This is a genomic window from Chitinophaga nivalis, assembly GCF_025989125.1.
Taxonomy (GTDB): domain Bacteria; phylum Bacteroidota; class Bacteroidia; order Chitinophagales; family Chitinophagaceae; genus Chitinophaga; species Chitinophaga nivalis.
Map to the genome: position 1 here is coordinate 7,178,345 of NZ_JAPDNR010000001.1, position 20,027 is coordinate 7,198,371.

17 protein-coding genes are annotated in these 20,027 nt (G+C 43.4%); 9 read left to right on the top strand and 8 right to left on the bottom strand.

The genetic code is table 11. The features are described 5' to 3' along the window. Positions 1–222: 222 nt before the first annotated feature. On the top strand, positions 223–714 hold the full coding sequence (locus tag OL444_RS26250) for a VOC family protein (RefSeq protein WP_264728567.1): 492 nt from the start codon (positions 223–225) through the stop codon (positions 712–714). Positions 715–1,336: 622 nt separating this feature from the next. Next, positions 1,337–7,168, top strand: coding sequence for an FG-GAP-like repeat-containing protein (locus tag OL444_RS26255; RefSeq protein WP_264728565.1), 5,832 nt, complete (start codon positions 1,337–1,339; stop codon positions 7,166–7,168). A 241-nt stretch (positions 7,169–7,409) separates the two neighbouring features. Here the strand turns inward: OL444_RS26255 and OL444_RS26260 are convergent, their stop codons facing one another. After that, the gene (locus tag OL444_RS26260) at positions 7,410–7,844 is read right to left on the bottom strand and encodes a winged helix-turn-helix transcriptional regulator (protein ID WP_264728563.1); all 435 of its coding nucleotides are present in this window, start codon (positions 7,842–7,844) and stop codon (positions 7,410–7,412) included. A gap of 157 nt (positions 7,845–8,001) precedes the next feature. Here OL444_RS26260 and OL444_RS26265 point away from each other — a divergent pair, with 157 nt between their 5' ends. Beyond that, entirely contained in the window at positions 8,002–8,904 is a 903-nt protein-coding gene (locus tag OL444_RS26265; RefSeq protein WP_264728561.1) for a quinone oxidoreductase family protein, read from the top strand. A 232-nt stretch (positions 8,905–9,136) separates the two neighbouring features. After that, positions 9,137–9,322, top strand: coding sequence for a hypothetical protein (locus tag OL444_RS26270; RefSeq protein ID WP_264728559.1), 186 nt, complete (start codon positions 9,137–9,139; stop codon positions 9,320–9,322). Positions 9,323–9,358: 36 nt separating this feature from the next. On the opposite strand, the gene OL444_RS26275 is transcribed toward OL444_RS26270, so the two are convergent. Continuing rightward, on the bottom strand, positions 9,359–9,781 hold the full coding sequence (locus OL444_RS26275) for a VOC family protein (protein ID WP_264728557.1): 423 nt from the start codon (positions 9,779–9,781) through the stop codon (positions 9,359–9,361). A 285-nt stretch (positions 9,782–10,066) separates the two neighbouring features. Here OL444_RS26275 and OL444_RS26280 point away from each other — a divergent pair, with 285 nt between their 5' ends. Continuing rightward, positions 10,067–10,420, top strand: a complete 354-nt coding sequence (locus OL444_RS26280) for a hypothetical protein (protein WP_264728555.1) — start codon at positions 10,067–10,069, stop codon at positions 10,418–10,420. 328 nt (positions 10,421–10,748) lie between these two features. Continuing rightward, a complete protein-coding gene (locus OL444_RS26285) occupies positions 10,749–11,717 on the top strand; it encodes a lipase family protein (protein ID WP_264728553.1) in 969 nt (322 codons plus the stop codon). 149 nt (positions 11,718–11,866) lie between these two features. Here OL444_RS26285 and bla read toward each other — a convergent pair whose 3' ends face one another. The 3 genes from bla to OL444_RS26300 all read right to left on the bottom strand — a co-directional run bounded on the left by bla (position 11,867) and on the right by OL444_RS26300 (position 14,936). Next, on the bottom strand, positions 11,867–12,742 hold the full coding sequence (gene bla / locus OL444_RS26290; RefSeq protein WP_264728551.1) for a subclass B3 metallo-beta-lactamase: 876 nt from the start codon (positions 12,740–12,742) through the stop codon (positions 11,867–11,869). A gap of 135 nt (positions 12,743–12,877) precedes the next feature. Further along, on the bottom strand, positions 12,878–14,287 hold the full coding sequence (locus OL444_RS26295; RefSeq protein WP_264728549.1) for a ComEC/Rec2 family competence protein: 1,410 nt from the start codon (positions 14,285–14,287) through the stop codon (positions 12,878–12,880). 223 nt (positions 14,288–14,510) lie between these two features. Then, positions 14,511–14,936, bottom strand: a complete 426-nt coding sequence (locus OL444_RS26300) for a hypothetical protein (RefSeq protein ID WP_264728547.1) — start codon at positions 14,934–14,936, stop codon at positions 14,511–14,513. Positions 14,937–15,103: 167 nt separating this feature from the next. Between OL444_RS26300 and OL444_RS26305 the strand changes: the two genes are divergently transcribed. Further along, on the top strand, positions 15,104–15,847 hold the full coding sequence (locus tag OL444_RS26305; RefSeq protein WP_264728545.1) for an alpha/beta hydrolase family protein: 744 nt from the start codon (positions 15,104–15,106) through the stop codon (positions 15,845–15,847). 10 nt (positions 15,848–15,857) lie between these two features. Here the strand turns inward: OL444_RS26305 and OL444_RS26310 are convergent, their stop codons facing one another. Beyond that, positions 15,858–16,301 carry a nuclear transport factor 2 family protein gene (locus OL444_RS26310; RefSeq protein ID WP_264728543.1) on the bottom strand — a complete coding sequence of 148 codons (444 nt, stop codon included), beginning with the start codon at positions 16,299–16,301 and terminating at the stop codon, positions 15,858–15,860. A 157-nt stretch (positions 16,302–16,458) separates the two neighbouring features. On the opposite strand from OL444_RS26310, the gene OL444_RS26315 reads away from it, so the two are divergent. Both OL444_RS26315 and OL444_RS26320 read left to right on the top strand, forming a co-directional pair. Next, entirely contained in the window at positions 16,459–16,869 is a 411-nt protein-coding gene (locus OL444_RS26315) for a winged helix-turn-helix transcriptional regulator (protein WP_264728541.1), read from the top strand. 326 nt (positions 16,870–17,195) lie between these two features. Beyond that, positions 17,196–18,041, top strand: a complete 846-nt coding sequence (locus OL444_RS26320) for a hypothetical protein (RefSeq protein WP_264728538.1) — start codon at positions 17,196–17,198, stop codon at positions 18,039–18,041. Between the two features lie 218 nt (positions 18,042–18,259). On the opposite strand, the gene OL444_RS26325 is transcribed toward OL444_RS26320, so the two are convergent. Both OL444_RS26325 and OL444_RS26330 read right to left on the bottom strand, forming a co-directional pair. Continuing rightward, positions 18,260–19,150 (bottom strand): alpha/beta fold hydrolase, encoded by an 891-nt coding sequence (locus OL444_RS26325; protein WP_264728536.1) that lies wholly within the window; start codon positions 19,148–19,150, stop codon positions 18,260–18,262. 170 nt (positions 19,151–19,320) lie between these two features. Continuing rightward, positions 19,321–19,872: a Crp/Fnr family transcriptional regulator gene (locus OL444_RS26330; protein ID WP_264728534.1), complete on the bottom strand. Its 552-nt coding sequence runs from the start codon at positions 19,870–19,872 to the stop codon at positions 19,321–19,323. Positions 19,873–20,027 lie beyond the last annotated feature (155 nt).

The window sequence follows — 20,027 nt, forward strand, 5'->3', positions numbered from 1 at the left end:
ACGACTGACCAGCCATTCCGTGCCTGTTTACTACAGCATAAAAGGTATTTATAACAGTAAAAGCCCGTAGTGTTGGAATCAGTGTTTCTCCTAACAAAACGCCAGACTCAAAAATAAATCTCCAAATTCCAGACTTATTTTAGCAATTTGGGCAAGCAAAACGGTTGTCAATTTTTAAATAGTCCTGTGGCTTCATAGCCCACATTAAATCAAGCAATGTAAATGGTTACATTAAAACGCACATTACTTATTTTTGCACTTGGACTACTCAGTCAAATGATCAGCTCCTGCAAAAACAAATTAAAAAACGAGGAACAAGCAGTAAATAAAACTATGGTAAAGAAACACAATCCTGTTGTTTATTTTGAAATTCCGGTTGATGATATGGACAGGGCAATTACGTTCTACAAAGCAGTATTTGATTTTGATTTCTCCAAAACAATAATCGACCATAATGAAATGGCACTATTCCCTTTTTCGGATGAGCATTCCGGGATATCCGGTGCATTGGCCAAAGGAGAGATTTACAAACCGACTAAAAATGGGGTGGTCATTTACTTTAACACAGAAAATATTGATGCCGTTTTAAAACGGGTACTAGCCAACGGGGGCCAGATCCTTTATCCCAAAACGTCCAATGGTGAGTTAGGATTTGTGGCAGAACTGGAAGACAGTGAAGGCAACAGAATTGCGTTACACGAGGCCGTTAAATAACGACGTAAAATTATTGATAAATTAAATCTTTATTGGCGATCGTTAGTTAGCCCTGTTAGCTTTTGTGCTTCATTCGGAGCAAAGCAGTCACTGGTTAAAATTCAGTCATTTCCAGGCCACAATCAGTACATGATAATCTGGGAACAAAAAATAAACACATAATACCCTTTTTCTTTCAGTATATTATTATTCTACATTTCTGTATTGCTATTTTTGTATCATAAATGTATTAAGTTGCGTAACACATAACGCGCTTTTGCGTTGACAATCCCTAAACTTAAGCTTAATGCCCTTTTCGTATTTCAGGACTATCATCCCGAAGATATACTTTGTAACTGTTATGCTGTTGTTGACCTTTATGCATACCAGGGCACAGATGACAGAGATATACAGACTACCACCCAACGGTTATATTTATGACTTTAGTTTTGGAACCCCTGCCCATGCATATGGGCTTTTTTCTGATGAGCAGCATACAATATACAATTCTGCTGACAGCGGAAGAACCTTTAGTCCGCTTCCAATATCATGGAGTAACATTGATAAAAACAGTATTTACGTTGACACGGCTGCTACTATCTATGTTAGCTATGTGGGGGCTATCTCGGCAAACGAAGTATTTGTGGGTGCCAGATTTAGTTCTGATCCGGCCCTGCTGCGATCTGCCGACGGAGGTAAAACTTTTAAACTGGTGTATTTCAGACCAGTCAGTGCGGGCGATAACACAATTAGAATAAAACACGTACCTGGTACGGATACCATCTATACTTATGGATCAGACGTATCAATAAGTACAGACAGGGGATTAACGTGGAAGTTCGTCGGTAAATACAGTGCCATCAATAATAACGAGGAGCTGTTTCTGTTCGAAGGCAATCCCATATATGTTTACACTAAGGGAGATTATTACAGCCCACTCCTTTACAAAAAAACAGATGCAGGCTTTCAGAAAATTGAACTGCCGCGGTGGTGGAGTTATGTAGATTTACAGATGGTTTCACCTACAAAAGGGTATGCTTTTGTAAGAGGGCCTGCCCAGCGTAACCAATTTTATAGGACGGTGGACGGAGCGGCCACCTGGACAGAGGTAGTAAATAACGGTGAACCGCTGGATTCAATAGTGGAAACGGTCATGATAAATGATCAGCAGGGGTATGGGCGTGGCTATGGAAATAAGTTGTATAAAACAATGGATGGAGGGGCCACCTGGCTGCGCATAATCAGAAAAATGGCCGGGCCTGAGCCGATTAACAGCAGCTTTGTACGTTGGAAATTTACCGGAACCAATTATTGCTGGATTGCCCGCCATCAGGTACTGGAAGGCACCACGAATGGAGGTGGTTTGGGGCTTAGAGAGTGCAGTATCAGTAGTTTTTCTCCCGCAGCTGCCAGGAAGGGGGCATCCTTTATCGTCAGCGGAGATAATTTTAGTATGATCGATTCCGTTACGCTTGGTGGTGTAAAAGCTGCCGCCTGGCAGGTACTCGATAAAACAAAACTACGCGTAACGGTGGGTGAAGGTGCCTCCGGCGACGTCATCATATACACGCCTGTAAATACTGTTACGCTGGGAGGATTCAGAGCTTATCCGGCTGTATCTGATATCTACCCTAAAACCGGTACTACCAATACCCGGGTAACGATAGCTGGAACGAATGTCAATAGTATCACTCAGATAAAGGTAGGTAATGTATTAGCGAGAGGAATCACAAAGCTGGATAATAATAACCTGCAGTTCTCTGTACCCTACACCACCAATGGAACGATACAAATCATCAGCCCCGACACAGTAATTACCCTGCATAATTTTACGTACAGGTGCCGGCCAACTATCAATAGTGTGACTCCACTGGAAGGTCCCGCAGGTTCCATTGTGACTATTACCGGTACTGGTTTCAGTCGTACCTCCGATAGTAATAAGGTATGTTTTGGAACACTGCGTGCAAACATTGTATCTTCCAGTACTACCGAAATAAAGGTAAAAGTGCCGGCGGGAGCGGCTTATGCTCCGATAAGCGTAGCCAATGGATTCCTGACAGGATCCTCCGCTGCTGCATTTAGTGTTACATTTCCCAACGGCGGAAAGCTTAATCCGAACACTTTCGCTGCTCCCAGAGATCTGAATCCCGGGAATGCACTGACCCGGCCGGGAAAAGCAGTAACAGCAGATTTTGATGGAGATGGAAAACCGGACCTGATCGTTGCGGACCGAACGTCGAATGCCGTAGTCATCTCCGGAAATAACAGTAATGGTGCCGATATCAGCTTTCAGGATCAGCTCACCCTCCATGTTGGCCCTGCCGGAGCCAACGGCCTTTATAAGGTTATTCCAGCGGATATTAACAGCGATGGAAAAATAGATTTCAGCATTGCAAATCTCAACAACAAAAGCACCTATATCTATCTGAATAAATCTACTCCTGGTAATTTTTCCTTTGAGGCAGTGCCACCAATTGCTGGCGTAGTATTGGATGTCGCAGATATCAACCAGGATGGCAGATTGGATTTACTGCAATCCGTTAATGGTACCGGCGTCATCAGATCCAATAAAAGTGAAGCAGATACATTCGCCTTTGAAGAAAACACCCACTTAGTCGATAAGTATTTTAGTACAGCAACACCTAATGCCATCACCATTCCATTATCTGGCAGGGCAGTACCTACTGTCATCTTCTATGACGCTAATACCGGAGAGGCTAATATGTATAGAAACAATAGTCTGCCTGATAGCCTTGGCTTCCAGTTCATTTACTTCTCCGGTAATAATATTACCGGAGATCCAATAGCAGGAGATGGTAATAAAGATGGGTTTTTCGATCTGGGTGTCCACTCCAAATATAGTGTAAACGTATCTTATTCAACAGGTAGGTTCGGTCAACCGGCGGAGTTGAACTGGCTTTTTGGTACAAGCATAAATGATGCATACCAGGTATCGCTGCAGGATATGGACGGTGATGGAAAAGCGGACATCATTCATGGCCGGAAGGGCACCAACAAAATTTACCTCTATCACAATACATTTGAGGAAGGTACTACCACTCCCGCCTTCTCAGACGCAACTGCACTGGATATTAATTCATCAGGGCCGTATTTCACATTGGCAGACCTGAATGGTGATGGCCGAAAAGACATGATCATACTCGATACAGTCAGGAATACACTGATATTATATCAGAACAATGCCAGCAGAAGACCCTACATCATTGACTTTTCTCCAACAGTTGGAAAAACCGGAGATACGATACGTATGCGTGGAGTCAACTTTGGCGGGACTACCCGGGTTATGCTGGGTAACCGGCAGGCACCATATTTTAAAGTTGAAAATGATGGTGCTATCCGCTTTAGTATTGGCGATGAATTTAACGGTGAAATAAGCGTAACCAATCCATCCGGCAGCGACACGATCCGTAATTTTGAATTTGCCAGGGTGCCGCGGATCTCCAGTCTTTCTCCCTCCTCCGGACCGGTAGGCACGGAAGTAACTATCAAAGGTAGTAACTTCAGCCCTATTGCCACAGAGAATAACGTCAACTTTGGTGGTGTGGCAGCAACAGTTATCAGCGCAACCGACTCCAGTATAAAGGTAAAGGTACCAGCTTACACCAGTACTGCTTCTATCATCGTTACGACAAATGGAAGAATGGGGGAATATACCGACTTATTCAAAGTAACTTTTTCAGGACCCCGGAATGGATTCTCAATAGCTACTTTTGATCTGAATCTTCGATTGAATGGTCGGGGCAATGGTACATTAATGGATATGGATAACGATGGGAAACAAGACATCATCACGCATGATAACGATAATCTTATCCTTCATCATAACAACAGTACCCCGGGAAAAATGCTTTTCGATGCACCGTTTTTCATTTCAATAAGAGGAGATGGTAGTCTGAATCCTGTACGCGATACATTTGTGCCGGGCATTACCTTTAACCCTCCCCTGCCTTTATCCAATCCAGCTGTAATGGACCTGAATAACGACGGGAAAGCTGATATCGTGATCTTTAATCCGGACGATAATATGCTGTATGTGTACCTGAACAACAGTACCCATCATAATTTCAGTTTTAAAACGCCTTACAAAGTGTCCTCTCCGGAAGCCTACTCTTTATCTATACACGACTTTGACGGAGATGGAAAACCTGATATTATCCATGCGTTAAATACGGGCTTCAGGGTATTCAGAAATATATCCAAAGATTCCTTTTCTTTGGCTCCCGGACAAGCGATGGTAAGCTTTCGTGATGCCAACAGTAAAAACCTCGCTTGGGGTGATATTAATCTCGACGGAAAGCTGGATGCGATGGATGGGGAAATTGCTTACTATAACAGGAGTGTCCCTGGGAAGCTGGAAATCTGGGGGCCCGGTATAACTGGTTTTAAGCGTGCAGTAACGGCACTGTACGACCTGAATAATGACGGCGCGCCGGATCGTGTGGTGGTAGAAGGAGATAATGGAGGCAGGATATATGAGGAACTAAGTCTTTATAAGAATGACATACCGGCTGGCATAAATGATGACCACACAACTATCTTTACCTATCAAAATGGTACGCCTGTCTATCACTGGGCTAACCAGCTGGCAGCCGGTGATTTCGACGGCAATGGCATGACGGATTTTATATTAAATCATACTTACTATGATGGCTATAATGAGTTACTGGAAAATGCCAGCACTGCAGACACTTTAAAGCTACTGAAACCCGTGCCGGTAAAAGTAGGCCCGGATGGTGCTGGTTCGGCTGCAGTGGGGGATCTGGATGGTGATTCCAAACCCGATCTCGTAATTTTTGGGAATAGCGATTGTGGTTCCTGGGTATGCAGAAACAGATATGATGAAGTGATAAACATAAAAGTATGTAGCAACTCAGACACCAGCATCACCAGTCTGGCAACTGGTAGTAATTACCAATGGCAGATACGCAAAACAACCGGCGATTTTATAAATCTGGTGGCTGATACCGTTTATGCAGATGTGCTTAAGCAAAAACTTATCATCAAAAAAACACCGGAAAATTTAACCGGCTATACTTATCGTTGCCTCGTGGATGGGAAAACCCAGGAAATGTTTGGATTGGAAGTAACGCCTAATACACATCCATCATTGTCCCTACAGAATATTATGGGTGAAAGTTTTTGTCCGGGGCAAGCCATTACATTGAATGCCACCGCAACAAATGCAGGCACCACTCCTGTTTTCCAATGGTTTATAGATGACAGTATTCGCTTTGATTCCACCGGGCCATTGTTCCGTTGTGATACCTTCACCCGCGCGCACAGCGTACATGTAAGACTGATCAGTAAGGGTGTTTGTCCTGATAAAGCATTTCTGGAAAGTCAGAAAGAAAAATTTTCACCTCATAGTAATGCTTTTATGAAAGCGACTTTAGAGGCAAATTCAACAGTTGTCTGTAAAAGCAATGATACCGACCGTTTTGTCTTTGATGCCAGTATAAATATTATGGGTGCCGGAGATGGGCCGGTATATAAATGGTATTATAACGGTTCCTTCTTGCCCGGTGAAGTAACAAGTACACTCACTAAAACAGGCGTGCAGCAAGGTGACAGTATCCATTTTATCGTAACACCAACCAGTGGGGTCTGTATCGCTGGTAAAGAATTCAGGAGTAATACCGTGAAAATAACTCCTGGCAGTCAGCTGGCTGCCAACGCTAAACTGAGTTATTCTCCGCCATTAATATCCTGCATCGCTACGTTAAAGCCGGTTTTATTTACTTCTAAGACGGTAGAGAAAGGCAGCACTGTATCTTTCTATTCAAGTAATGGTCAGGGAGCATTCTGGCTAATGATATCAAAGCCATTTTATGCAGACAGCCTGCTTTTTTATCCTGGTGTTCCGGAAAAAGATGTTACCCTACAGTATTTCTGTAAAGTAACTCCGCCAACAGGCAGCTGTCAGCAACCATTTATAACGGATACGCTGAACATCACCCACCTTAAACCAGTTAAGCTGGAGGTGAAGACAGATGGAGATGACCTGGTGGCATTGAATGCCTGGCCAGGATCAACGTACCTGTGGAAAGATGCCACAATAGACACTACCAGTAATCCTGCTATAAATACGGGATTACTGAACCGATTTACGCCTTCAACGAGTGGCATTTATTATGTAATTGCGGTAAATGGAGCGTGTGCGACCCAATCGGATTATACGACCTTCGTTAAACCAGCACCCCGTGTAGAAATCCCCATACTCAAACCCAATCCGGTACAAAATAGTCTTGTAATAGGAAATATTAGTCCGGCGGATAACTGGGCTACACTGGAGATATTGGATAGCTATGGTAATGTGCAAATGCCGGCAGTAACTGTATCGGGTATGACCAGCGTGACGATTGATGTATCCAAACTAAATGACGGTATGTATTATGCTGTATTGAAAAATAGTAGCGGCAAAAATCAAACAATCAGGTTTATTAAAATGAAATAATCAGTTACCAAAAGGGTATTTCATTGAAGATAACTTCAACAATTAAATTGCCCTCCAAAGTATTATATCAGTTCATTGTTCACTATAACAAAAACGGCGTTCATATGAACGCCGTTTTTGTTATAGTGAACATATCAGCTCCCCAGAATTTCGGCCATCATGTTCAGAGATCACTAAATCTACATGATCCGGCACTCAATCAGCAGGAGTTAACAAACCACTGATATTATTCAACATCGGTTCACCCGGCACGATTAACCGGCCAGTCCTGCTGCATTTCCGCAATATAATTATGTACGCTTTTCTCCCCCAATGTATCCTTTCCAATCAATCTCTTTCTGTGTGCCAGCCCCCATGTCAGGAGCTCGAAAACGGCTTTATCCAACGTTCTGCCGTATTCTGTTAAGGTATATTCCACAGTAACAGGACGCGTGTTCAATACCGTTCGGGTTACCAGTTGATTGGATGCCATTTCGCGTAATTCTTTTGTCAGCGTCTTGGCGGATATGCCAGGGACATGCCTGACAATATCCAGGAAACAAAGGCTGCCATGCTGCATCAACACGCCTAAAACCGGAATTTTCCATTTACCCGACAGCATAGCTACAGCATCCATAATGGCCAGCCGGTTATAGGAACATGCTGCCATCTCTACAATACGGTCTTTCTTCTTCATAACACCTGTTAATATGTTGGAAAGTTACTCATTATTCTGATCGGTTGCCACCAGGTAATCAGTTGCCTGCAGGTAACCAATGCCTTACTGCGGCATCTGCCGAAATACCTTTGGGTTTCTTTTAAAATCCAATAATATGTCAGTTAAAGTAATAAATATGCAAGCTTTTGGAGGACCGGAAGAGTTGCGTGTAACAACCATTGAGCCCATTACAGCAGGTGCAGGACAGGTACTTATAGCAGTAGAGGCCTGTGGTGTTGGATTAGTAGATGTATTGCTCAGAAAGGGATTAGACCCCAGCCGCTCCCCTATAGGATTCGTGCCAGGGCTGGAGGTGGCCGGGAGGGTTATAGACGGGTCTCCGGAATGGATCGGGAAACGGGTATTTGCCAAAGTCGCGGAGGGAGGTTATGCTACGCAGCTTGTTGCCGATGTTACCAACATAGCCGAAATCCCTGATGCCTTATCTTCAACGGCTGCCGTTGCATTGGGCATTAATGCACTGGTAGCACATTTCTCTTTATTACAAGGGCGCTGCGGAAAATCGGAGCAGGTATTGGTGAGAGGCGCCGGTGGCGGAATAGGTACCATGACGGTGCAGTTGGCAAAGCTGAACGGTGCGCAGGTAACGGCATCCACCACCTCGCCTGAAAAGCGTTCCATGCTATCAGCATTAGGTATACAGCAATTTGACAATGGGCAGCAGGAATATGATGTGATCATGGATACTGTTGCAGGAAATAACCTGGCCTCTTTCTTTAGCCGGTTGAAATCAGGCGGCCGTTACGTACTGAATGGCATAGCCGACGGCTTTCCTCCCCCCGATTTTGCCATGCCAATGGTGACATCGCTCCAAAAATCCCTTTCAATATCCTTCCTGAGTCTTAATGCTGTTGCTGATAACCAGTTGATGGATGCTATGACCAATATATTTACGCTGGCAGTACAGGGTAAGATCAGTGCCGTCATTGACACGGTTTACCCGCTGGATGAAGCGGTAAGCGCACATAAAAGATTGGAATCCGGTAAAGTGTTTGGAAAAATCGTACTACAGGTTTAACCGTTACTTTCACCGGACCTTCCGTAAAGCAACGCTACACATCACAAATGAAGAAAATAAAAAAAACGGCTGTTTTTATGGGTGATAATTACTAGTAGCTGGTATTAATAAGGAAATCACATTTAAAACAGCTCATTATGTCAGCAAAAACAAAAATTACCCTTTGTATCGTTTCCCTGGTATTAACAGGCATTTGTATTTATCATTTCTTAGGTTAAAATAAATGATGGAAATGAAAACAGCCGTTAATGTACAGGGGATGAAGGAATTTGAAGGAGAAAGTTGCCCCATCATCCCCGCTCATCTGCCCTGGTATAAGAAAGTAGCCTTAACATTTTTTCGCTTTGGGGTATGTCCACTTTGTATTACGATGAGTGTGTCATATAGTATTGGCAAATTTCTCCGTAGCAAGAAATAATGATAACCGCTCCTTTCCGGGCACATGTTATTTGAATCAGCGCTCTCCCTGGAGAGCGCCTTTATTATTTTCGTTGGGTTGTAATAAATCCCATAGATTGCCGTAAAGGTCTTCAAATACGGCTACCAGTCCATATGCTTCTTCTTTAGGCTCCCGGATGAAGCGCACGTTTTCAGCCAGCATGTTGTTATAATCTCTCCGGCAATCATCGGTAAACAGAAACAGGAAAACCCTGCCGCCGGTTTGATTGCCGATAGCGGCAGTCTGCTGATCGTCGGCCGCTTTTGCCAACAGGATACTGCATTCATTTGCTCCCTGCGGCGCTACGATGACCCATCTTTTGTCTTCCGACAGGTGCGTATCTTCTATCAACCTGAATTTGAGTTTTTCCGTGTAGAACCGGATAGCTTCATCATAGTCTTTTACGACTAAAGCGATATGGGCGATGCGTTGCTTCATAAGGTTTTTTCTATCGGGGTAAATATAGGGCTATTTGTTTTATTAAATCAGTAGTCTGACTTTAGACAGGACGGCTCCACATAATATCCCCACTCAAATTCATGACCCCAGAAGTAAATGCTGACATCCCCCAACTTATCCTGCTACAATTAAATAGTTATTGCCATCATAGGGAATCTATTTTTTTAAAAATAATCTTAAATTAATACTTTCATTGAAAGGTAAAACACGCTACCGGAAAAGAAAAATAACATCACCTCAACAGATTTATATAAAGCAATAGATATGACCAATCCATATTACAATGGTATTGTTACCTACCATTTTTCAGTTGTAATAAAGTCTACTGACCATGAAACCTGTTTGTCATTATCCAAGAGAGTTAAAGACTATCTTTCTGCGTGGCATTTTGGTTGCAGCTATCCCCATGAAAATAAATCAGCAAGAAAGGGAGATGTGCTAAACAGAGAGCTTCAGGCAAAATTTGAAGACTACCCATCCAATGTCATCGCCTTTAGAGAAGGGCTTCGTTGTATTTGTTATCATTACGATTTATATACTAAAGATACAACCGTAACAATCATTGACCATGGCACATCCCCGAAGGATAGCCGATTAAATATTCTTACATCAGCGTAGCTATTACGCCAGCTGATCGTGCGGGCCAAATGAGATCTATACTCGTTTGGCCTATTTTAATTCTGGCCAGCGGCCTTCCATCATATATATGACACGTATCACTTTATTGACCCAAATAACACGAAATAAAACCCCGAAATTATTTACCAGCAGGTATTTATACTTTCTACCCCAACCAATAAAAAGAAGCACCCCTGCCACAAATATCAAGCTAAAAAAAATATTTCACCAGACAAGAAAAAATATATTAGTTTGCATTCCTTACATAACCAGTCACACAACACACCTCAAATAACCAATTCATTCTTCACCCTCAAACCATTGCTCTATGGAAACGCAAGTAAAACCTCTATCCATTTCCCTGTCTGAGGCTGTCAAGTACGCCAAACATGTCAATCTCGCTGACATTATTTACAAACAGGCAGTAGCGCAGGAAGACAAGGCAACACAACAAAACCCTTCCCTACAGGCGTATGCCGCTATCTGCAACGACAGCACCTACCAATTGCTGGTAGACAAGGACTTTTTGACAAATTACAAGGTATTGTATAATGTACAGATGAAAGAGAAGAGACAGGGGGTACAAAAGATACACCCGGTCTATTTCGGTTTTATAGCACAGCATAACGTCACCAAGGAATATGTGATCGCCATCCGGGGCACAGAAAGCTCTTTTGAATCCCATGCAGATAAGTATTTCGTTCCTACCTCTTTTCGGGAGTTTAGCAGCAGCCCATCTGTACCATCCGGCTTTTACGACCTTTATGAATCAGGCCAGATCATATTACCAGGTGGTACTGTCCATCAGATTACTCCCATCCCGATAACAACTGTGGCAGCCAATCCGGCAGCGATTATGAAAGATGCGCCCCATGTACGATCCGTACTTACTGGTCACAGCCTGGGCGCCGCGCTGATTACCTATTATGCTGCCGCTGTTTCTGTCGGACAAGGTAAAGATCTACACCTTTGCGTATATACTTACGCGTCACCCCTGACAGGCGATAGTACCTTTACCGGTACGTTCAACCAGAACATTCCCCAAAGCTACCGGGTATATAACAAGCCGGATGTTGTTCCTGACCTTCCACAGTGGTTCGAAAACGGCAAAAACATCTATACTCAGGTTGCCGGGGGCTTTCAGGTTGATTCATCCACTAACAAGAACGTAAGTACCGCCTTCGGATGTGCACACCAGCTACCCGTTTACCAGTATCTGCTTGAGGTACTCAATGGCAACGACAACCCCAATATCATCAACGCCGGTGGTGGTCAATGCAGGGCCAAAAAAAGCTAATAAAAGGGTACCGATGGCGATCTATCGCCATCGGTACCTCCGTTTCAGGAAATAGTTTTGTATAACGTGTTAGCCATAGGATCAATCAGGCGATAGATCTGGCGAGATCCCCTAAAGATAGCGGCGGCAATCCCCTCTCCCAATCTTCACTATTGCTTGTTTTGCTTCACTTTTTTAAGGTACTCCTCTTCCAGGTCTTTCAATTCCGCATCATATTCCTTCCGATCCATAAAAGCAGCAGGGTTATACTTGCTGCCGGGTTTGTGTTTGCTTTCAAGCCCAAACTGGCTGGCATGGGACGCCAACCAGATATCGAACGATAATTTTTTCATCGCATGCAGGGTATATGCGTAATCTTTGGCGATACCCGGATAGGCAGGAATATCATCAAAGCGTTTGCTGGTAACAATCGTAGGCATATTAGCTATCAGCACCCTATAGGAGCGACTGGCATCTTTTACATCAAACAAAAAACTAGACGACCCTTTGGTATGTCCCGGATGGTGCAGCATAACCAGCTGCATGCCCCCCAGCTTTATGGTATCACCATTGTGCAATACCCGGTCTACCTTTACTGGTGCAAAAAGACGCACCTTGCCCGCTTCCGAATAATCTGATAACCCGCCATCAGCTACTACGCCGGCATCTCCTTCGTTCACCATCATTTTAGCACCGGTTACAGCTTTTATGGCGGCCATTGCTCCCATGTGATCGTAATGTGCCTGGGTGTTTAACAATATTTTGGTATCGGCGAGTTTGAAGCCCAACGCTGCTATGCTTCTCTTAATCATAGACGCAGAGGCAGCCGCCCCTGTGTTGATCAGGATATTACCCTGTGGGGTTACAATAAGATAGACCGCCAATTCAGCAGTGCCCACATAGTAAAGGTTCCCGGCAATCTGAAAGGGGGAATAGGGCTTATTCCATTTGGCATTGGTAATTGCCGGTTCCACTACTTTCTGAGCAGACGCCCAAAAGGTAACCAATAATAAACAGGCTGACAGCAGGTATTTTTTTATAAACATATATTGATGATGTTTTTCAAGACATGACATTGGATTCCGTATGCAGGTTTACTATAAATAAGAAAGTCCATACAATCGCTTCCCGGACGATTTTTTACACCAGTCTAAGATACTACAACACCATCATCAAACACACTAGCCTTTATTTTTTTTTGATGTATAAGGCCCAAATACTGCTTTCACCGGCATCGCAGCGCTGCTATCATCCAGTATGATAACATGATAGCTTTCTCCACCAGGACTAACCCTCACCACTATATGTCCCTGCTGGCTTTTATAGGCCCGATCAATCAATGGCCCGATCACCAGTTTATTAGCCTCCAGCATATTGGTAGCAAAAACATCCCGCTCTCCTTTGTAAATATGCTGGTTCATCACCCTTAATAACACTTCATGTCCGGGATGGTCTGCACTCCAGGTTTGTCCAATCCATACCCGGGGCTTAAATGCGCTGATCATCGATTCATTCACAGCATCCCTGTTACCATGATGATCCATCGTGGCAATGTCTACCTCTCCTACGGCTGTGGCTATAACGGTTTCCACATCGCGATAGGGACTATCCCCCTTGAAAACATTGCCGGTATTATCTCCGCCGGTATAATACCGGAAAGGACCATAATTAATGGTAAACGCCAAGCTCAGGCTATTTTCATCCGGCCATGTGGAGCGGTCTGCCGGAATCGGTTCCGGGAAATGAGCTACCACACTGGTATCCTTTCCGGTCCAGATCCATTGACTGGATTTTACATTCCTGACATAGAACTGTGGATACGCTTGCTGTTTTTTCAATAAGGTGATCTGTTGCCTGCTACCTGCCTTTAATGGCACCACCCTTAATCCCTGATCTATTTTTTCCGTGATACAGTCGAAGTAGTTTTTTGTGGTATTTTCAAATACCGTTAAATCGCTGCTGTTGCGGGATACCACCGTTTTAATGTCATTGGGATAATAGTGGCCCCGGTCTATCAATGTTTTTACGGGTATCAGGTCCATCACACCGGTTATACCTGTCAGCCTGAATTTTCCGGAAGATGACCAGGGCGCCTCCGGATACCAGGCCCCGTAATGATCATCATGAAAATGCGTAATCATGGCATAATCGATAGCCAGCTGATTCTTCACAGGGGCTACCTGCCGGATGTAGTTCACAATCCATTCATAAGGCTTCTTTGAAGTATCGGGTTTAACAGTCGTAAACCGGCCGGCAGGTGTCTTCTTATCCCGGGGAAACAGTTCCCCGGCATCCACGAGCATGGTCGTACCATCCGGAAAAACGGCATACATGGCATTTCCTTTACCAGTATTGATGTGATGCAGATCGAGGTAACCTTCTTTCCAGGCAGGCAAAGGGTCTCCCGGCTTAAACACCTGCGCATGGATCGTTCCGCAAATAAGTAAGCCGGTCAATAGCAGGTAATATATCTTATTCCTGTTTCTTTTGATCCCGTAAATCTTTCCTGTGGTAATTACCTGGTTTTCGTTTATCCCTTCCTGTGATGGAAGACAATCGTCATTCCCGAAAAATTTCTTACAGCAATTCATAATAGGTATTTGTGCGATTTAGACACTAAAGTGGAATACAGTACTAATTTTCGTTGCGTTGCCAGCATAAAAATGCCGCCGCCATACAGCTATCGCGTGATGATTTTTTCTATTCAGCCACCACAATACCAACAACCATTACCTCAGTTGACAGCATAGCCTTATAAAGGTGACAGATAAATTCCCATTAAGTGACAGTTATGTTGGGGACTTTCCCTTTTTATCAATCCATCTCTTTGTTGTATAGGTTTTCCTCCAGGTAGCTGGTATTTCCTTTTATGAAAGCCTGCAGGCAGGAAAACGCAAAAGGCGTGTCCATACCATCCATTTGTGTAGCAAACCTGGGATTGAGTACGTCTTTTTTCTTAAAAAATCCTTTCCGCTCCATCCTGGGGCGCATATATCCTATTCCTACAAGGCCCCACAAACATCCGGAGATACAAAGCGTTTCTTCCTCCCCAAGGTAGTTTCGCCGTTTTATTTCAAAGAAGTAAAACGGATTTTCCGGACTGCTGCCAGTGGCTTCAATCTGCTTATAAAGGTCTTCCCAGTTGATACCCTGGTATAAGGTCATGGCTTTTTCGCTATCGCAGCCGGGATAAGCAACCGGATGGCGGGTAAATGGAGATTGTATGCTTATTTCGTACATATACAGTTCATTCCGTGCAATACAGGTAAAATATGGGCGTTTATCTTCCCAGGTATGATATTAGGCAATATTTTTGAGTACTGCGGGTAGTATAGTGATGTGTGGTAGCAGTACCTAAAAAACAACTACTGAAATCAGGATTAAATAAATCAAGAAAAAGCGAGGAAATGAGCAAATTCAGGGTATACTGTGTGCAAGTGATTTTTACTGTTTTACTGCTGATAAACGGCTTTCCGGCGGTTTCTCAAATGCAGGCAGACACAGCTCAAAAGACGGTTTATCTTTTCAGTGGTATCGGGGCAGATTCCAGCATATTCATGAACCTGACACTCCCTGGCTACCACAAAGTTTACATCACCTGGATACCGGCGTTGCCTCATGAGTCATTAACACAATATGCCGGCAGGATAAAAAGCCAGATTACGGTCGATAGTCCCTATATTATCGGACTTTCTTTTGGTGGTATTGCGGCAGTGGAAGTATCCAAACAGATCACGGTCAAAAAAATGGTGCTGATTTCTTCCGTCCGGACAAAAAGTGAATTGAACCGGGTCCAGTTTTTCTTCATGAAAATAGGGTTGTATCGCATTATTCCCAGCTCGTTGATCAAACGCACCAACTTCCTTACCTATCGTTATTTTGGCGCCCGGTCGCCGGAAGATAAAAAGGCATTGACAAAATTATTACAGGATACAGATGTGACCTTCTTTCGCTGGGCATTGAAAGCGCTGTCTTATTGGGATAACAACAAAGCACCCGACCGGACGATTCAGATACATGGCACGGCCGACCGGGTTATCAGCAGCAGGCTGGTACATCCGGAGTATCGCATTAAAGGTGGAGGGCACCTGATGGTGTTAGATAAAGCGGATACGATTAGTCATATTATTACGCATTATTTCGGAGAGTAATGGGCGTAAGCTATTCCATATTTACAATCGTTGCCTGTCTTGCCACGAGCCGCCAGTGATCCTTTTCTTTCATCCATATATTGGTATATTGTCTTGTTACCTTTTTACCCGCATGTGCGGTGGCTTTCTCCGGCGTTACGATTTCCTTGCCCATTGCTATGGCAATATTCTCCACCACCGTTACCCGATCCACAATTCTTTCAACGGTCGCATAATCTATTTTTCCTTCCCTGATGAAGGTCAATATTTCCGGCACCGTTACAATCTGGCCATAAGGGTTGTTAACGACGAAATGTTTCGACCAGATCTGCAGCAACGTAGCAGTATCGGAGTGATGTACAGCCGCCAGCTCCCGTTGTTCCAGCTGTCGGATTGTTTTTTCTGTATTGGACTGACTATAGGAAGATACCTGTATGAGGGCGAGAAAAACAAGGATTAATAATGTCTTTTCCATTATAAGTGATTTTGATTTTCAATAGATCCCGGATATTGCCGTTGTTTAAAAATATTTATTTCTCCGGCTTGTTGCAAAGAAAGTACATAATCTTGTCTGTCTGATGAAATATACCTTCAGGTAATTAACTTACCTTAGGGTAATTAAAGGATTTAACATGGCTTCAAAGGAAACATTGGCCGGTTGTCCGGTACAACATGCATTGCAGTACATCAGCGGTAAATGGCAAATGGGGATCCTCTGGCAACTGCGGCAGGGGCCTATCCGGTTTAACGCCCTCAAAGATACCTTCCCAGGCCTCAGTGAAAAGGTCTTAACCGAAAATCTTAAATTTTTTGAAGAAAAAGGAATTGTAGAGAAGCAGTCCTTTCCTTCCGTTCCGCCTAAAGTGGAATATCAACTCACCGCAGACGGGCAGACTCTGTTACCCGTTATTGAAAAGGTCATCCGTTGGGGGTATACACATTTACAGGAAGAAAAAGTGCAAAGGGATACCTTACATACGCCATCAGTTGTCATGAATGAGCTGGAGCAGGCATCCAATTCATCAGATCAAACAGGTGTGTGAATATTATTGTCCGCTCATTCATCCAACAGATAGCACCTACTATTTACCAGTATAATTTTTTGATTAATCAGCAGATTTCGGGAAACAATTGCTTATTGAAATTTGTATGGATGAGATAAACTTGCTGCATAATAAACAAACACCTGCAACAGCCCTTGTGGCGTTAGTATCATCCTATTTTTCTACATGCCTCAAAAAATTAATTTAATAAATTTCCGCAACTCATCAATATGGGCATAGACCAGGAAATCACTTATCTGATTTCGAATGATTTTCCATACCATCAGCTCATCTGTAGTGCTTCCGGTCCGGAATACGCACGGGACATGGGCTGGTCTTTTGATACGCTATCAAACATATCTCACTACGAAAATAAAATCTGTGTGATTGATAACCGGATTATCGAAAGTGAATGTTTGTTACTGCATCAGTACCTTAGAGAAAACGCACATCGAAAATTTATGTTTGTCATCATAGACCCCTATCGCGAAGCATGCGTCAATCATTACTATTATGAATTAATGGAAAACGTTTATCACCTGCCCAATGTTTTATATCTCACTAAATATAACGCCACCGAATGGGCCCTCGATCTGGATCCTGCACAACGAAAGACCACCTGGATCCCTTATCCATATGATATTTCCCGGGAAATAAATACAGATTCCCTTAATAACCGGAAAAGCAAGATTATCTTTTCAGGTGCCTTACTTCACGGCATTTACCCGCTGCGGTCTGCCTTTCTTAAAAAGAACATACATGCCGGAAATGAACATCTTATTGATTGGCTGAAACATCCCGGACATGAAGATGATGGAGATATCATGCAACATGACGTTATTAAGGAAAGCTATTTAACTTTTCTGTCCCAATACAAATTTATGTTTCTTTGCCCTTCCAGATGTCAGCTTGAATTTCTGAAATTCCGGGAATGTGCGTATGCAGGATGTGTTCCTGTAGGACAACTGCCGACAAGTATGTTGTCAGCGGTAAATATATTTAAATGGGATGATTCGGTGTCATCAGCACAGCTCACAAAGCTACTCGCTACAGACAGTAGCCAGCTCCTGCCTATTGTTCAGCAATATAGGCGTTTCTTTAGGGAAGAAAGAACGCCTGCCAAATTAAATAAACAGTTAGCTGAATTTCTAAAAGTACAGGAATGGATATAGCTCGGTCGGGATCTTCCCTTTTTTCTTCAATCCGGCTACCATTCTATGATATTTACCTTCAAAATCCTTTACTGGCTATAATTCAGACACCCTGTCTGCAAAGAAAAAAACAGCTTCAAATCGTTTGACCCGAAGCCGGTTTTTTATTTAAAACTTTTGAGCATTACACGGAACAACACAACACTGCAGCAACGGCCAATGCCAGGCATTCAAATGCCTTACTTCAAAATATGCGTCAACTTATTAAATACATCTCCCGCTTCCGGCATAGGCAGGAAAATCCAGGCATGATACATTTGCTGGTATTCATAATAATCGACGGCCTGTTTTTTTTCTTTTAACAATGCTACCAGCTTTCTGGCATCGGGCAATACCACCTCGTGGGTACCCGCAAATAAATGAATAGGGGCTAACCCTTCCAACGTACCATATATCGGACTAATCCTATAATCATCAACAGGCGTGTCTGCTGCATAAATGGCGATCGATTTGCGCACACCGTTAATATCAATATAGGGATCATACTTGTCAATAACCGGAATGTCGGGGTTTTGCATGGTACCATCCAGCAAAGGCGATAATAAAATGATGGTAGCGGGTTGGCCCATCTGATGGTTCCGGACATATTGCGCCAGCGAAAAAGCCAGTCCGCCACCTGCAGAAAAGCCCATCAATACTACCTTTTCATGACCTACCCGCCGTACCAGTTCTTCATAGGCAGGCACCACCATGCTAAATACATCTTTGTAATTGCTGGCAGGTACCAGCGGATAGTCGGGTACCACCACTCCTACATCCGTATGTTGAACAATCCTGTTTAAAAAGGTCCAGTCGTATTTTGTAATATTCGATACAAAGCCTCCTCCGTGCAGGAAAAATATATAACGCTGCGGCGTACTGTTCTTTTTCTTTAGTTCCCAGATCGTTCTGCCGTTGGGAGAGGTCCGGTATAGGACATCACACTGGCTTTTTACTTTCTCCGGTATACTGGCAGCTTTGTGGAATTTACTGAAATCTCCGGTGCTGAACTCTTTTTCGATTTTTGTTTTTATACCCGCCATGCGAATGATTGCACGGTAAATGCGGCTTTTGAAACTTGGTCTTTCCATATAATAATAATTAGTATCCTGCGTCACTCCATAAGCGGCGTATGAAGTAGCAAACGTCCATAAAATAATCAGCGATAAACATATCTTTACCATTGCCATACTGTTTGTTAAGGCAAATGTAAATGCAGCAGGAAGGCGATTTTTTAGCAAATGCTAAAAAGTAGCAGGAGTCAGATTTGTGCCCGCATACGGCTCAATGTTACGGGCGACATGCCCAGAAAGGAAGCGATGGAGGAGAGTGACGCCCTTTGCAGGATAAAGGGATGCCGGGAAATGAGTTTACGGTAACGTTCTAATGCATTGTCGAATTGAAGCGATAACGCTCTTTCTTCCAAAGCCAGATAGTACTTTTCCATCAGGAGGCGGTACAGGTTAAACAGATCCGGGTGTTCCTGACAGCGTTGAACAAATGTGACATAGTTTATTTTCAACAGCACAGCATCTTCCAATATCTCCACATTCTCATTACTACCGGTTTTTGTAAACAGGGAATAGGTAGAAGTGATAATATCGTTCTCCCGGGCGAACAATGTGGTAATGTCCTTATCGTCTATCAAGGAAAATATCCGTATAAATCCTTTTTCAATAATATAGAAATGTTCAACGCGTTGCCCCTGCTTTATCAACAGGGAGCCTTTAGCGGCATTCATATAGACGACATGCCTGTTGAGCAGCTCAACAGCTTCGGCAGACAAACCTGCCATTTTGATTATATGATCCAATGCAGTCATCAATTTTCTATATAATCAGCCAAAGATAAGCCTGGCTTATAGAAAATAAAATAGTTTTCATATGAAGCCGGTTCGTTCCATGCCAGCATAGGAATACTGCCTCCCTACAAAATACAATGCCCCCGAAAAGCGGTACACTTTTCAGG